The sequence below is a fragment of the Gemmobacter denitrificans genome (genome assembly GCF_036964905.1).
GTDB classification, from domain to species: domain Bacteria; phylum Pseudomonadota; class Alphaproteobacteria; order Rhodobacterales; family Rhodobacteraceae; genus Gemmobacter; species Gemmobacter denitrificans.
Map to the genome: position 1 here is coordinate 91541 of NZ_JBALHR010000013.1, position 14024 is coordinate 105564.

The 14024-nt window shown below is 65.8% G+C and carries 13 protein-coding genes and 1 tRNA gene; 11 read left to right on the plus strand and 3 right to left on the minus strand.

Annotated elements, in window-relative coordinates; translation table 11 throughout:
• Nucleotides 1-62: 62 nt before the first annotated feature.
• The 11 genes from V6590_RS17145 to V6590_RS17195 all read left to right on the plus strand — a co-directional run bounded on the left by V6590_RS17145 (nt 63) and on the right by V6590_RS17195 (nt 11613).
• Entirely contained in the window at nt 63-218 is a 156-nt protein-coding gene (locus V6590_RS17145; RefSeq protein WP_434063278.1) for a DUF7697 family protein, read from the plus strand.
• Nucleotides 202-2295 carry a phage tail tape measure C-terminal domain-containing protein gene (locus V6590_RS17150; RefSeq protein WP_335424907.1) on the plus strand — a complete coding sequence of 698 codons (2094 nt, stop codon included), beginning with the start codon at nt 202-204 and terminating at the stop codon, nt 2293-2295. The genes V6590_RS17145 and V6590_RS17150 overlap by 17 nt, the downstream gene beginning before the upstream one ends.
• Complete coding sequence (locus tag V6590_RS17155) at nt 2296-2922, plus strand: phage distal tail protein, Rcc01695 family (RefSeq protein WP_335424908.1); 627 nt, start codon at nt 2296-2298, stop codon at nt 2920-2922. It begins immediately after the preceding gene.
• Nucleotides 2919-3218: a hypothetical protein gene (locus V6590_RS17160; RefSeq protein ID WP_333817891.1), complete on the plus strand. Its 300-nt coding sequence runs from the start codon at nt 2919-2921 to the stop codon at nt 3216-3218. Before V6590_RS17155 ends, V6590_RS17160 begins: the two co-directional genes overlap by 4 nt.
• Nucleotides 3215-4120, plus strand: coding sequence for a phage/gene transfer agent baseplate hub protein (locus tag V6590_RS17165; protein WP_335424909.1), 906 nt, complete (start codon nt 3215-3217; stop codon nt 4118-4120). Before V6590_RS17160 ends, V6590_RS17165 begins: the two co-directional genes overlap by 4 nt.
• Nucleotides 4113-4619, plus strand: a complete 507-nt coding sequence (locus V6590_RS17170; RefSeq protein ID WP_335424910.1) for a C40 family peptidase — start codon at nt 4113-4115, stop codon at nt 4617-4619. Before V6590_RS17165 ends, V6590_RS17170 begins: the two co-directional genes overlap by 8 nt.
• Before the next feature lie 5 nt (nt 4620-4624).
• Nucleotides 4625-8596 (plus strand): baseplate multidomain protein megatron, encoded by a 3972-nt coding sequence (locus tag V6590_RS17175; protein WP_335424911.1) that lies wholly within the window; start codon nt 4625-4627, stop codon nt 8594-8596.
• Nucleotides 8597-8609: 13 nt separating this feature from the next.
• Nucleotides 8610-10493 (plus strand): DUF2793 domain-containing protein, encoded by a 1884-nt coding sequence (locus tag V6590_RS17180; RefSeq protein ID WP_335424912.1) that lies wholly within the window; start codon nt 8610-8612, stop codon nt 10491-10493.
• Nucleotides 10494-10510: 17 nt separating this feature from the next.
• A complete protein-coding gene (locus tag V6590_RS17185; RefSeq protein ID WP_335424913.1) occupies nt 10511-10657 on the plus strand; it encodes a hypothetical protein in 147 nt (48 codons plus the stop codon).
• A gap of 69 nt (nt 10658-10726) precedes the next feature.
• Complete coding sequence (locus V6590_RS17190; protein ID WP_335424914.1) at nt 10727-11362, plus strand: N-acetylmuramoyl-L-alanine amidase; 636 nt, start codon at nt 10727-10729, stop codon at nt 11360-11362.
• 23 nt (nt 11363-11385) lie between these two features.
• Nucleotides 11386-11613, plus strand: coding sequence for a hypothetical protein (locus V6590_RS17195; protein WP_335424915.1), 228 nt, complete (start codon nt 11386-11388; stop codon nt 11611-11613).
• 100 nt (nt 11614-11713) lie between these two features.
• Here the strand turns inward: V6590_RS17195 and V6590_RS17200 are convergent, their stop codons facing one another.
• The 3 genes from V6590_RS17200 to V6590_RS17210 form a co-directional block, all read right to left on the minus strand.
• Nucleotides 11714-13201 (minus strand): reverse transcriptase domain-containing protein, encoded by a 1488-nt coding sequence (locus V6590_RS17200; protein WP_335424916.1) that lies wholly within the window; start codon nt 13199-13201, stop codon nt 11714-11716.
• Between the two features lie 112 nt (nt 13202-13313).
• Nucleotides 13314-13583: a hypothetical protein gene (locus V6590_RS17205; RefSeq protein WP_335424917.1), complete on the minus strand. Its 270-nt coding sequence runs from the start codon at nt 13581-13583 to the stop codon at nt 13314-13316.
• Nucleotides 13584-13917: 334 nt separating this feature from the next.
• Nucleotides 13918-13994: transfer RNA gene (locus tag V6590_RS17210), tRNA-Met, on the minus strand.
• Nucleotides 13995-14024 lie beyond the last annotated feature (30 nt).

Consider the following 14024-nt stretch of genomic DNA (forward strand, 5'->3'; position numbering starts at 1 on the left):
CCTGGCAAGCCTGGGAACTGGCCCAGTCCCTCCGCGGCCAGTTCCGCGCCATCCCCGGCGGTGTGGTGGGCTGGGACATGACGGCCGCCCTGGCCATGGCCGAAGCGCTGGGCCTGAACCGGCTGATCGCGGCCGAGCTTCTGCCCCTGATCGAACCCTTCGCCGTGCGCGGCATTAACGCCCAAGTGAGAGCCCAGAACCATGACGAGTCGATCTGAACGCCGGGTCTCGGTGCGCCTTGTCGCGACCGGCGGGCAGGCGCTGAAGGCCGAACTGGTCGGCATCGGCCAGGAAGGCGCCCGCGCGCTGACCCTGATCGAGGCGGCGGGCCCACGGGCGGCGGCGGGGCTGAATGCGGCCGGGGTCTCGGCCGGGGAAGCCATGCGCCAGATGCAGGACCTTGCCGATCGGGCAGCCCGGGCTGCGACGGCTTTGCGCCAGGCGGGGGCGGTGTCCGGCACCGTCATGAACACGGTCAACCGATCGACCGGGGTCTCGGGCGGCATGGCCCGCGATGCGGCCGATGTTGCCGCCTATGGCCGGGCCCTTGATGACCTGCGTGCCAAGCACAACCCGCTTTTCGCGGTGGTGCGGAATTATCGATCCACCCTGACCGAGATCCGGCAAGCACACCGGGTCGGGGCCATTTCCGCGGAGGAGATGACGGCCGCGATTGCGCGCGAACGGCAGGCGACACTGGCCAGCATTGCGGCAATCAAGGGTCGGACCACGGCGCTCGGTGGGATGAGTAGTGCCACGCGGAACGCCAGCCACCGCATGGCGAACCTGTCCTTCCAGCTTCAGGATATCGGCGTCTCGCTCGCAGGCGGAATGAATCCCTTCATGGTCATGGCGCAGCAAGGCAGCCAGATTTCCCAGATCTATGGGTTTGGCAATGGCGGGGTCGGCGCCCTCTTCCGCGATCTGGGCGGTATGGCGCGGACCCTTGGCCAAGGGGTGCTGCAAGTCGCCGGGCGCTTCCCACTGGTAACGGCTGCAGTTGCGCTGGGCTCGGCAGCGATCGCCGGGATGAGGAACGAGATCAACGAGTCCACCGGCGCGCAGGTCAGCTTCACCGACGTAGCGCGGGCGGCCTGGCAGGTCTTCGCGGAGAACGTCTACCAGATCGGCAAGCCTGTCTTCGATACCATCCGCGGCTGGTGGGACAATGCCGTCGCCTGGGCCGATTGGGCCTGGGAGCGGATCGTCGACGGCGTCATCTGGATGGGCGACCTCGTCATCAACGCCTTCAAGGTCGCGGCCGCAGGTGCGACCTACGCCTTCCAGGGCGTGCCAGATGCCGTCGGGGCCCTCGCGGTGGGCGCCGCGAATGCCGTGATCGATGCCGTCAACTGGATGATCGAGAAGGCGCTGGCCGGGATCAACGCTCTTGCCGAGGCGGCGAATGCGGCCCTTGAGGCGGTCGGCCTTGATCCTGCCTTGTCCACCTTGGACCCGGCGACGTTTCGGATCGACAGCGTGGCGAACCCCTATGCCGCCCGCGATGCCGAACGAAGGGCAGCGCTGGCGGCGCAAATCCGTGGGATCGTCTCCGGCTCGCCGCTGTCGGAATACTTCAACGACGTCCGCGATCGCGCGCTGCAAATCTCCATCACGCCCGACGCTCCGGCTGAAGGTGGCGCGGGTGGCGGTGGTGGGCCGTTGCAGACGGCCGAGGAAGTGGCTGCCGCTGCCGATATCGCGGCAACCGGCTGGGCGGCGGTCAGCGAAGCGCTGTCAACCTACGCTGCCGAGGCCGCGAACTGGGGCGGCAGCGTGGGCGAGGCGATCACCTCGGCCTTCCGCGCGGGGGAAGAGGCCGTCGCCGAGTTCGTCCGGACGGGGAAGCTGGATTTCAGCAGTTTGGCGACGTCGATCATCGCTGATCTGGCCAAGATCGCCTTTCGCCGCTTCGTCTTCGGTCCCCTCGCTTCCGCGCTGGGCGGGGTTCTGGGCGGGATCGGCGGGGGCATCGGCGGATCAATCTCGGCGGGTGTCTATCACACAGGCGGCCGAGTGCCCGGCCCCGCCAGCATGATGATCCCCGCCGCCGCCCTCGCCGCCGCCCCGCGGTTCCACAATGGCGGCGGGAGGGGCCTTGGGTCCGACGAATACGCCGCCGTCCTTCTGCGCGGCGAACGCGTCCTGAACCGTGCCGAGACCCGCGCCTGGGAGAGGGGCGCAGGCACCACCGTCAACATCTATGCCCGCGACGCCGGAAGCTTCCGCGCCTCCCGCGCGCAAGTGGCCTCCGACATCGCCCGGGCCGTGGCCTATGGCCGAAGGAGTAGCTGAATGGCGTTTCACGAGATCAGGTTTCCGGACAGCATCAGCCGGGGCGCAAAAGGCGGGCCGGAGAGGCGCACCCGCATCGTCGAACTGGCCTCAGGCGACGAGGAACGCAACGCCTCTTGGGCAAACTCGCGCCGCCGCTACGACGTCTCCTATGGCGTGCGCCGGGCTGACGATCTGGCTGCCGTCGTCGCCTTCTTCGAGGCCCGCAACGGCCGCCTGCATGCGTTTCGGTTCAAGGACTGGTCGGACTACAAATCCTGCCTGCCCTCGGCCGCGCCCGCGCCCACCGACCAGATCATCGGCACCGGCAACGGATCGATCACCACCTTTGCCCTGACCAAGACCTATGCCTCCGGCGTGCAATCGTGGGCGCGGGCGATCATCAAGCCAGTGGCGGGCACAGTGACCATTTCGGTGAACGGGGTCGCGCAGGGTTCGGGTTGGTCGGTCAACACTACCACCGGCATCGTCACCTTTGTCGTGGCGCCCACGACCGGCGCCGTGATCCGCGCCGGGTTCGAATTCGACGTGCCGGTGCGCTTCGACACCGACGAGCTGCCCGTCACCCTCGATATCGAACGCACCGGTTCCATCCCCTCCATTCCCCTGATCGAGGTGCGCCGATGACCCCGCCCAAAGACCGCAACACCATGGGCTACGTCGCCTACGTCAGTCTCGCTCTGGCCCTTTCCGCCCAAGGCGGAGCCGCGATCTGGTGGGCCGGGATTATCAACACCCGCGTCGCCATGCTCGAACGGCAACTGGACGATCTGGCGATGATCCGCCCCGAGCAAATCCGCGACGTGGCCGAGGCCCTGCGCGCCATCGCCGTGATCGAAGAGCGGATGATCCGCCTTGACGAGAACATCGCCCGCATCGGCGCCGCTGTCGGCCGCCTCGAACAACAGGACCGCACCCCATGAAGACCCTGCCCGCAGGCTTCCAAGCGCATCTGGATGAAGGCACCACCACCCTCGCTTGGTGCTGGCGGCTGCAACGCCGCGATGGTGCCGTCTTCGGCTTCACCGATCATGACCAGATGCTGGCCTTCGCAGGCACCAGTTTCGAACCCGAGACCGGTTTCGCGGCCAGCGAGATCAGAAGCCTGGGCGATCTGTCGGTTGACGCCCAGGACGTGCAAGGCGCGCTGCGGTCAGACCGCATCACCGAGACCGATATCGCCGACGGCCTCTGGGACAACGGCGCCGTCGAGGTCTGGCTCGTGAACTGGCAAGCGGTCAACCAGCGCGTGCTCATGCGCCGGGGCAGCATCGGTGAGATCAGGCGGGGGCGGCACGCCTTCACCGCCGAAGTGCGGGCTCTGGCGCATCTGTTGAACCAGCCCGTCGGCCGAACATTTCAGTATTTCTGCGACGCGACGCTGGGTGATGCGCGCTGCGGGGTGAACCTGACGAGCGCCCTGTATCGCGGCACCGGCGCTGCGACAGCCACAATCGGAGACCGGCGATTTACCGTCGCGACGGGCCTCGGGGCCTTTGCCTCGGGCTGGTTCGATTTCGGGGTGGTGGAGTGGATTAGCGGCGCCAATGCCGGGCGGCGGGCGGAAGTGGCGGGGCACACGCTTGCCAGCGGAACGGCCACAATCACCCTGATCGAGGCACCGGTGCGCCCGATCGCGCCGGGTGATGCCTTCTCCATCACCGCAGGCTGCGACAAGCGCCACGCCAGCTGCCGCGATCGGTTCGGCAATGTGATCAACTTCCGTGGCTTCCCCTCGATCCCCGGCGACGATCTGGTCACCCGCTACCCGAACGAGACCGACGCCAACTCCGGCGCGCCCCTGCGCCCGCTTGCAGATGGCTAGACTGGGCAAGCATCGTGCGCTGGGCGGTGGGGATGCGCCCACGCAGGAACCTGTCCGCGCCGCGGCCGATCCCGCCCTTGTGGTGGCGATCGCGGAAAGCTGGCTTGGCACGCCCTACCTGCATCAAGCCTCCGCACGGGGTCTTGGTACTGATTGCCTCGGCCTTGCCCGCGGCATTTGGCGCGATCTGCATGGGTCTGAACCGGTCACCCCGCCACCTTACACCCGCGATTGGGGCGAAAGCAGCGGCCGCGAAGTGATGTGGGAGGCCGCCCAAGCCTTCCTGATCGAGATCCCGATGGGCGCAGCCGCACCCGGCGCCCTGATCCTGTTCCGCATGGTCGCGACCAGTCCGGCCAAGCACTGCGGCATCCTCGTGCCGGGGCCCGCCGACCAGCTGGCCCTCATCCACGCCCGTGAGACCACTGGCGTCACCCGCGAACCCTTCACCCTGCCCTGGCGCCGTCGCGCCGTGGCGGCTTTCCTCTTTCCAGGCTGATCCCCATGGCAACCATGCTCCTCGCCGCTGCCGGTTCCGCAATCGGCAGCGCCTTCGGTGGCGCATTTCTCGGCTTCAGCGCCGCCACGATCGGCGGCGCGATCGGCTCTTTTGCGGGCTCGGTCATCGACAGCCTGATCATCGGCTCGCTGGCCCCGGACCAACGGATCGAAGGCGCCAAGCTTGACGATCTGCGCCTGACATCGGCGACCGAGGGCGCGGTGATCCCGCGGCTTTACGGGACGATGCGGCTTGGCGGGAACATCATCTGGGCCACCGACTTCCGCGAGGAGCAGTTCCGCCAGACCCAAGGCGGCGGCAAGGGCGGCGGGCCAAAGGTCGTGACCGAGGGCTATCGTTACTTCGCCTCTTTCGCCGTCGCGCTGTGCGAGGGCCCGATCGGCGGCGTCTGCCGTATCTGGGCCGATGGCAAACCCTTCGATGTTCCGGGCGCAGTTGTCCGGGTGCATCTCGGCACTGAGGCACAAATGCCCGACCCGTTCATCGAAGCCAAAGAGGGCGCTGGGCAGGCCCCGGCCTATCGCGGCGTCGCCTATGTCGTCTTCGAGGATCTGGCGCTTGAGACTTTTGGCAACCGCCTGCCGCAGCTTTCCTTCGAGGTGATCCGGCCCTCGCCCGATCCAAGTGCGATGGAACGACTGGTGAAGGCAGTGAACCTGATCCCGTCGGCGGGCGAGTTCGCCTATGCGACCGAGACCGTCACCCGCACCTCGGCCGCGCCGGGCCTTTGGGGGCCTTCGGGTGGCAACGGCACCTCGACCCCGGAGAACGAGAACAGCGTCGAGGGCCTGCCCGATCTGGTCGCGTCTCTCAACCGGCTCGATGCCGCCTTACCCGAATGCGAGGCCATCTCCCTCGTCGTGTCCTGGTTTGGCACCGATCTCAGGGCGGGCGTCTGCCAGATCAAGCCGGGCGTCGAATCCGCCACCAAGACAACCACGCCAATGGTCTGGCGTGTCAATGGCATCACCCGCGCCGCGGCCCATGTGGTGTCCACCGTCGATGGCGGCCCAGCCTATGGCGGCACGCCCACCGATGCCGCAGTGGTGCAGGCCATCCAAGACCTGAAGGCCCGGGGCAAGCGCGTCACCTTCTACCCCTTCATCCTGATGGACATCCCGGCGGCGAACACCCTGCCGAACCCATACTCGCCGAACGGCACTGCGCCCGGCCAGCCGGTCTATCCCTGGCGCGGCCGGATCACCTGCGCTCCGGCCGCGGGCTTTGCAGGCACGGTCGACAAGACGGCTTCCGCCGCCAGCCAGGTGGCCAGCTTCTTCGGGTCGGCCGCGCCGGGGCAGTTCGCGGTGTCGGGCACGACGGTAAGTTTCACCGGCAGCCCCAGCGATTGGGGCCTGCGTCGGATGATCCTGCATTATGCCCATCTCTGCGCCGCGGCCGGGGGCGTGGACGCATTCCTGATCGGCACCGAGATGCGCGGGCTGACGCAAATCCGCTCCGGCGCCTCGACCTATCCTGCCGTCACCTCCTTCGTGCAACTCGCGGCCGATGTCAGCGCGATCCTCGGGCCCGGCACCAAGGTCAGCTACGCTGCCGACTGGTCGGAGTACTTCGGCCATCAGCCTGCCGACGGCACGGGCGATGTGTTCTTTCACCTCGATCCGCTCTGGGCCTCGCCGCATGTGGATTTCGTGGCCATCGACAACTACTTGCCGCTCTCGGACTGGCGCGATGGCGATGATCACCTCGATGCCCTGGCCGGATGGCAGGGGCCGCAGCAGGCCGCCTATCTGCAAGCGAACATCGAGGGCGGCGAGGGCTTCGACTGGTTCTATGCCTCCTCGTCCGACCGCCTGGCGCAAATCCGCACCCCGATCACGGACGGCGCCGGAAAGCCTTGGGTCTTCCGCCCCAAAGACCTGCGGAACTGGTGGGGCCAGCCGCATTTCAATCGCCTGGGCGGCGTCGAAAGCGGCGGGCCCACCGCTTGGGTGCCCGGATCAAAGCCGATCCGTTTCACGGAAGCAGGTGCGCCTTGCGTCGATCGCGGCACGAACCAGCCGAATGTCTTTGTTGACCCGAAGTCGTCGGAATCTCTGCTTCCGCATTTCTCGCGAGGCTGGCCGGACGAGTTCATCCAACGCCGCTATGCCGAGGCCCTGATCGGCTATTGGACCAACCCCGCCAACAACCCGGCCGCATCGCTTTATTCCGGCCGGATGATCGAGACCGCCGAGATTGCGCTTTGGACATGGGACGCCCGCCCCTTCCCGGCCTTCCCCGCCCGAAGCGATGTCTGGTCCGATGCCGAGAACTGGCGCTTGGGACATTGGCTGACCGGCCGCGCCGGAGCCACGGGCCTCGCCGAACTCGTGGCCGAACTCTGCGCCCGCGCTGGGCTGGCCCCAGCTGACCTAGACGCCACCGATCTTGCCGGATCGGTGCCGGGCTTTGCGGTAAACGCCATCGAAAGCCCGCGCGCCTCGATCGAGACCCTCGCCCGGCTTTTCGGCTTCGACGCCTTCGAGGCCGAGGGCAAAATCCGCTTCCGCATGCGGGGGCAGCGGCCCGTCGCCACGATCACGCTCGACACGCTGGTTGCTACCAGCGGCGAGGCCGAGGATCTGGAACTGACCCGGGCGCAGGAGACCGAACTGCCCCTCGCCCTCAAGTGGCGGCTGATGGCGCGGGATGAAGAGTTCGCCGGAATTACCGTGGAAGCGCGGCGCATCACTGTCGAGACGGCGCGGATTTCGGCCGAGCAACTGCCGATCGCCTCGACCAGTGGCGCCGCTGAACGCGGGGTGCGCCGGGCATTGTTTGAGGCTTGGGTCGGCCGCGAGAAGGCGAGTTTCACTCTGCCGCCGTCGCGGCTGGCGCTCGACCCGGCCGATGTGATCCTGCTCGATCACGACAACCGCTTGATCGAATTCGCCCTGACCTCAATCACCGACGGCGCTGGGCGACGGGTTGAAGCGCGCCGGTCAGATCGTGCCATTTATGATCTGGCCCCCGGCTCGGATCGGGGCGCAACTTCGGGGGCAAAGGCAGTCTATGGTCCGCCCCTCGTGGCGCTGATGAACCTGCCGCAGCTGTCGGAGGATTTCCCCGACTGGCAACCCTATGCCGCAGCCCATGCCGCCCCGTGGTATGGCACCGCGGCGGTCTGGCGATCGGCATCGACGGATGGTTTCGCGGTCCTGACGACGATTTCGCGGCCGGGCTGGTTCGGCATCCTGGCCTTTCCCTTCTACGCCGGGCCGACCAACCGCTTCGACCGCGGCAACGAGCTTTGGGTCGACATGATCGCAGGCCAGTTCGCCAGCGTCAGCGATACGGCCGTGTTCTCCGGCACGAACTGGGTGGCCATCGAAACCGCGCCTGATCTTTGGGAGATTGTCGGCTTCGCCACGGCCAGCCTGCAATCGCCAGGGCGCTGGCGTTTGACCCGGCTCCTGCGTGGCCTTCTCGGCACGGAGGACGCGATCGCCAACCCCGCCCCGGCCGGGGCGCGGGTGGTCGTGCTGGACGGAGGGGTCAAACCCCTGCCGATCGGCACTGCAGACCATGGCGCGCCCTGGAACTGGCGGATCGGCGCTTCGAGCAAGCCCGCGGGCGATCCAGCGAACCTCGCCGTCACCTTTGCGCCCTCCGCCCGCGGCTTGCGCCCCTGGCGGCCCTGTCATGCCCGGCGGGTCAACCTGCCCGGTGGCGATATTGCACTCAGCTGGACCCGCCGCACGCGGGCCTTTGCAGGCGACAACTGGGCCCTGACCGAAGTGCCTCTCGGCGAGGCGGCAGAGGGTTATGAACTCGACGTGCTGAACGGCGCCGCGATTGTGCGCACGGTGTCGGGCCTCAAGACCCCAGTCTTCACCTACACGGCCGCGATGCAAACCGCCGACTTCGGCGCCCCGGTCCCTGGCCCCCTCGCGCTGCGCATCACGCAGACCGGCGCGCTGGGCCGCGGCGCCATCCTCGACATCACCCTTTGAACGCGGAGGTCCTATGGCCGACACCCCGAACATCCGCCTCACCTTCCTCGAGGCGAACCAGGCGCAGAAGCACATCACCGTCAACGAGGCCTTCCGTGCCCTCGATGCCCTTGTGCAGCCCGCTGTGGAAAGCACCGGTCTGAATACCCCGCCCGGATCGCCGGTCGATGGCGCCCGCTATATCGTGGGCCCCAGCCCTACGGCGGCCTGGGCAGGCCAGGCCGTTGCGATCGCCGCTTGGCAGGACGGGGCCTGGGCCTTCTATCCCCCGGCCGAGGGTTGGGCGGTCTGGGATCGCGCCACGGATGCCGCACTGACCTTTCTCGGCGGTGCCTGGGTGCGGCAGGCAGCACTACCCTTCCCGGACAACCTCTTCCGCCTTGCCGATGACGCCGATCCGACCAAGCTCGCGGCATTCGAGCTCTCGGGCCTGTCGGCGGGCACCACACGCGTCTTCACCTTGCCTAACCTCTCCGCGACATTGGCCCATCTGGGCAACGCGGCCCAGACCTTCGCGGGGGCGACGACGTTTGCAAATGCGACGGTGACGATCGGCACCGCGACGACGACTGCCACCTATGGCATCGGCACCGGCGGCACGAGCACTGGTGTCACCAAGACCGTGAACTTGGGCACTGGCGGCGCCGCGGGATCGACGACCGTGATCAATCTCGGCTCGACGACCGCAGGGGCACTGGGCAGCACCATCATCAACACGCCCACCGTCACCTTTGCGGCCAGCGTGACGGCGATCGGCGCGGCCACGGCGAATATCACCGCGCTGGGCTTGGGCCTCGGCGGCGCATCGCCCGATGCGTCGAACCGGCTGAGCGTCAACGCCGCAGCGACACTTCTGAACAACGCAGGCGGGTCGCACGAGGCCACGATCAACAAGGCGGCAGCGGGGAATGATGCAAGCCTCGCCCTGAAGACAGGGTTTTCGGCGCGGGCGCTGTTTGGGCTACTCGGATCGGATGACGTGACTCTCAAGGTGTCACCGAACGGCTCGGCCTTCTTCGATGCCTTTGTGATCGATCGCGCCACTGGGCGGGCCGAGTTCCCTGAGCCCCTGATCCTGCCAGGCCTCGCCGCGATCCCGGCCGTGCCACCGGCGGGCAAGCTGGCACTATATGGCCGACAGCGGGCTGGCGCGCCCTGGCTGGAAGTCGTCAGGCCTTCCGGGCGGGATTTCCCGCTGCAACCCCACACCGGGCTTAACCGCATAGGAATCTGGGCACCGGTGTCCGGCACAACAATTGCAGCCCAAGGGATTGCGCTGACCAGCGTTGGCACGGTCAGCCACACCGCCTTGAGCGCCGGATCGCTTCTGAACAGTTCCCGGCGCTGGCGGGTCACTTCGGCCGCCGTGGTGGATTCGGTCTGCGATCAGCGCTCGGCAGTCACAACCTGCTGGCGGGGCAACGCTGCGGGTCTGGGCGGTTTCACCTTTGTCGCAAGGATCAGCCTGACGACTCTTCAGGCAACCGGGATGGGCTTCTTCGGCCTGTTGGCATCGATCGCAGCCCTGGCCGTGACGACATCTCTGGCAACCCTTGTCGAAGCCATCGGCATTGGCTTCCAGCGCGGCACGCACGCAAATTGGCAACTGGTCCGGAATGACGCCACCGGCGCGCCAACCCTCGTGGATCTCGGCGGCGCTTTCCCTATCGCCACGGCCGGGCTTCTGACCCTGACGATCTGGTGCCCCGCCGCGGGAACCTCGATCTGGCTGCGGGCAGTCAACGAACCGACCGGCGCCGTCTTCGAACAGGAAGTGACCACCGACCTGCCCCAGGCCGCGACCTTCCTCGCGCCGCGCCTCTTCCTGAACAACGGCGCCACCGCCGCGGCCGTCGCTTTTGAGTCCACCGGCCTCTACCTCGAAACTGACTTCTGACCCTGAAAGGAGCCCTCATGTCCCCTGCCGCTTCCAACGCCTATGTCGCCGAACTGCGCCAGCAGATCGCGATCCTCTCAGAGCGTTGCGCCCTTCTCGCCGCCGAGTTGGCCGCCGCCCGGGAAGCGCAAGACCCGCCGCCGGACACGCCCAAGGCCGGTTGAACCCCGACAAGACCGCCCCGCGCCCCGCCCTTCCGGCGGGGTTTTTCTTTGCCCGAAAGGACCAAACCCATGAACGACCAGATCGATGCGCTGAAGGCGCTGCAAATGGCAATGGCGCGCCTCGGCTACTACACTGGCGCGATTGACGGGCTCTTCGGCCCGCGCACTGATGCCGCGCTGAAGGCCATCGCCAACGAGGGCGGCGCGATCCGCAACCTGAAGCCTGCGGTGCCGGTGCCAGGCGGGCCGATGATCTTCCAGGGTAACGCCCGCTATCCAGTGGACGAGATCGTCATCCACTGCGCTGCCACCCATCCGGACTGGATGCGGGGGCAGGCCCTGGCAGCCAAGCGCAAGGAGATCGACCGCTGGCACCGCGAAGAGCGCGGCTGGCGCAAGATCGGCTACCACCATCTGATTGATCGCGACGGTGCGATCCTGCCCGGCCGCGCCGAGACCGAAATCGGCGCAGGGGCGGAAGGCCACAATCGCGGCGTCATCCATATCTGCCTGATCGGCGGCGCGGGTTCATCCGCCACCGATCCTTTCGAGGGGCACTTCACCACCGCCCAGGATCGCGCCCTGCGCGGTCTGATCGACGCCATCCGCGCCGAGACCGCCATCACCCGCATCACCGGTCACAACGACCACGCCGCCAAAGCCTGCCCGGGCTTCGTCGTGCGCAGCTGGATTAATCGGGCCTGAGACCCACCAAAGGAGACACCATCATGAACCTGATCAACCAACTCAGCCTTCGCCCCACCCGCAAGATGGCAGCCGTCGGCTGGACGAGCCTTCTCGGCCCGATCGTGGCCGCGATCATCGCGCCCTGGCTGCCGGGGCTGTCCGAGGCCTGCGGTGGAGAGGTCGGCGCTTCGCTCGTCGCCGGAGGGCTCGCGCTGGCCCAGGGGGCGGTGAACTTCGTGGCAGGGTATGTCGTGAAAGAAAGGGAGTGAGGCCCGAACCGCACCGCGATTTCGTAGATGGGTATGCGGCGCGCGATACAGCCAATCCTCTTGAATGGCACACGCAGCCAGAAGATGGGCCTTGCCCCGTTTAGGTCCCCCGTCCATGGGCAGCAAACAAAGCTCTCGTGGACGGAATGCCATACACCAGCATCTGAATTTCAGAGCTTTTGCCCTTCAGGCTGCGCCGCACGAATTCCTGATAATCGAGGATATGGGTGGCGACATGATCGTCCAGCTGCTGGAACGGCTGTAAATCGGCGCAAAACGCAAACGCCTTTTGCCATCCATAGAGTCGCCGACCAATAGCGTCCAGAGTAGCGCTTTGGGATAACTTTATATCGAGGCCTCCGCCCTTACGAATTGCTTCACGAATGGCTGCCTTCGAGTTGGAAAGGGCCTCTGTGACGCTGTTTCGCATGTTCTGCACCGATTGCTTGCTCGGCACGCACCGGTTTGGCTGGATCGTGCAACCAAGAAAGGTGATCGAGTTGGCGCACTCCCCACGATCTGCTTTTCCCGAACCATCCGAAGCCTTGTACAGTCCAAAACCAAAGCCGGTCAGCGTTTTTTCAGCACAACTGATTGCGGCTTCTAGGTCCGCTTCGTTTGGGGATACCATTAGTATGTCGTCGATGTAGCGGATCGCGGTCACACCCAGATCGTTTAAAGCATGATCCATGTCGTAAAGGAGCACGTTTCCGGCGAATGCTGAAAGTGACGACCCTTGAGCAACACCGATCCCGCCCTTCGGGAACAGTTGGGTGTAGCCCTCGAGCTCTTCAGGATTGGCAAGGTGAACTTCCAGTGCCGCCGCAAACAGGTCAGACAGGGGGTCATCCTGTGTCTCACGGCGAACAAAATCCACAACGGTAGCAGTTGGAATCTTCGTGAAGAACGATCGGATATCCGACTGGTAGAAATACTTCGCACCGCCATCGATCGCCTCTCTTATCGACCTGATTGCCGGGCGCACGCCTCCGTAGGGGTTCATAAGGCCCCCGACGCCGTACTTGGAATGGTTCACGTCGTTGATCTTGCCGAGGCGGTCATCAATCTTCGTGTTCGATCGGGAATCAGGGTCTTTGGGGTCGAGTAGAACCCGAGGCTGCAACACCTGAAGGATTGCCCTTTGAACCACCCGGTTCTGTAAGGTGGCAATGGCGATCGGTCGCGGGTCTTTGCCTTGCGAAAGCCTCTTTTTCTTGTCCTTAAGTACACCCTTGACTGGGTCGAACTTAAAACGGCCCTCCCTGAGTTGGGTAATCAGTCTTCTGAGGTGCTTCTGATGTTCATGTTCGAACTCGGCGGCTTGGCCTTTGATTTCGGTATTCCCGGAGGTCAGTGCGCTCCGCTTAACGTGCCTCCAGGCAGCGAATACATTCTGCTCGTTTCGAACCTCTTCAAATAGACTTCTCATATGTTCTCCGTTCGGGTCCCCCATTCGTACAGCCCCGACCGTTGACGGGCACCCATCCACTGCGCACGGCTGGGCCGCGACGACAGACACCTCGGCAGCAAACGCCACTTCGGCGAGGTCACCGTGGCGGGCGATCCGCATGGACAGGTCCAGCTTCACGTCCCCCGCCATGGCAACCATGGACGCTGCGACGAGCGCGAAGGCGCGCACGCCGGAAAGCCAGCTCAGGCGAGCCGGTTTTTGCGGGTCAGATCACACATTTCTCCACCTTTCACCCTAGCAGGTTTTTGGCAATGTCAAGCGCTCTCCGGCCCGGCCGCGCCCGCCGCTTTGAAAGCTTATCTGCTGTGTGGGGGTCGTCCTGGGACGCAGTAATCACAGCTTCGAAGCCAACGGTCAGGTTCAGCCCATCCACTGCGCACGGCTGGGCCGCGACGACAGACACCTCGGCAGCAAACGCCACTTCGGCGAGGTCACCGTGGCGGGCGATCCGCATGGACAGGTCCAGCTTCACGTCCCCCGCCATGGCAACCATGGACATACCGCCTATAGTGGGGTGGGGGCCGTTTGGTTTCAAGATGTCGTGGGGAGGATTCTTGCGCAGTTGCTTCGGTCACCGGAGCCGCCAGGCGTCATTGAGTTCTTTGAAGGCGTGATAATCTGGCAGTGACGGAGAACCTGTGGGTTACCGCCCGAAAACCGGTCGAGCGCGCTCAGGCTCGGTGTTCGCGCGGTCTGCCTCCTGCGGCCCTACTATCCCGCTGATCTTGCACGCGGTTTTGGTCCGTTTGTTGACCTATTGTTGACCCGCGGTGGAGGGCGCAAACGCCGCCCCAGAGGGCGGCCCGTAAAGTCTTGATTTTTATAGGAAAATTTGGTTGCGGGGGCAGGATTTGAACCTGCGACCTTCAGGTTATGAGCCTGACGAGCTACCTGGCTGCTCCACCCCGCGTCAGTGCTTTTTTGATCGTTGATATTGGGT

Bases quoted from the DNA above. Each gene is read 5' to 3' on its own strand.
- V6590_RS17190 (WP_335424914.1), top strand. From the start codon at position 10,727: ATGAACGACCAGATCGATGCGCTGAAGGCGCTGCAAATGGCAATGGCG.
- V6590_RS17205 (WP_335424917.1), bottom strand. From the start codon at position 13,583: ATGTCCATGGTTGCCATGGCGGGGGACGTGAAGCTGGACCTGTCCATG.
- V6590_RS17175 (WP_335424911.1), top strand. From the start codon at position 4,625: ATGGCAACCATGCTCCTCGCCGCTGCCGGTTCCGCAATCGGCAGCGCC.
- V6590_RS17180 (WP_335424912.1), top strand. From the start codon at position 8,610: ATGGCCGACACCCCGAACATCCGCCTCACCTTCCTCGAGGCGAACCAG.
- V6590_RS17160 (WP_333817891.1), top strand. From the start codon at position 2,919: ATGACCCCGCCCAAAGACCGCAACACCATGGGCTACGTCGCCTACGTC.
- V6590_RS17170 (WP_335424910.1), top strand. From the start codon at position 4,113: ATGGCTAGACTGGGCAAGCATCGTGCGCTGGGCGGTGGGGATGCGCCC.
- V6590_RS17150 (WP_335424907.1), top strand. From the start codon at position 202: ATGACGAGTCGATCTGAACGCCGGGTCTCGGTGCGCCTTGTCGCGACC.
- V6590_RS17185 (WP_335424913.1), top strand. From the start codon at position 10,511: ATGTCCCCTGCCGCTTCCAACGCCTATGTCGCCGAACTGCGCCAGCAG.
- V6590_RS17165 (WP_335424909.1), top strand. From the start codon at position 3,215: ATGAAGACCCTGCCCGCAGGCTTCCAAGCGCATCTGGATGAAGGCACC.
- V6590_RS17155 (WP_335424908.1), top strand. From the start codon at position 2,296: ATGGCGTTTCACGAGATCAGGTTTCCGGACAGCATCAGCCGGGGCGCA.
- V6590_RS17195 (WP_335424915.1), top strand. From the start codon at position 11,386: ATGAACCTGATCAACCAACTCAGCCTTCGCCCCACCCGCAAGATGGCA.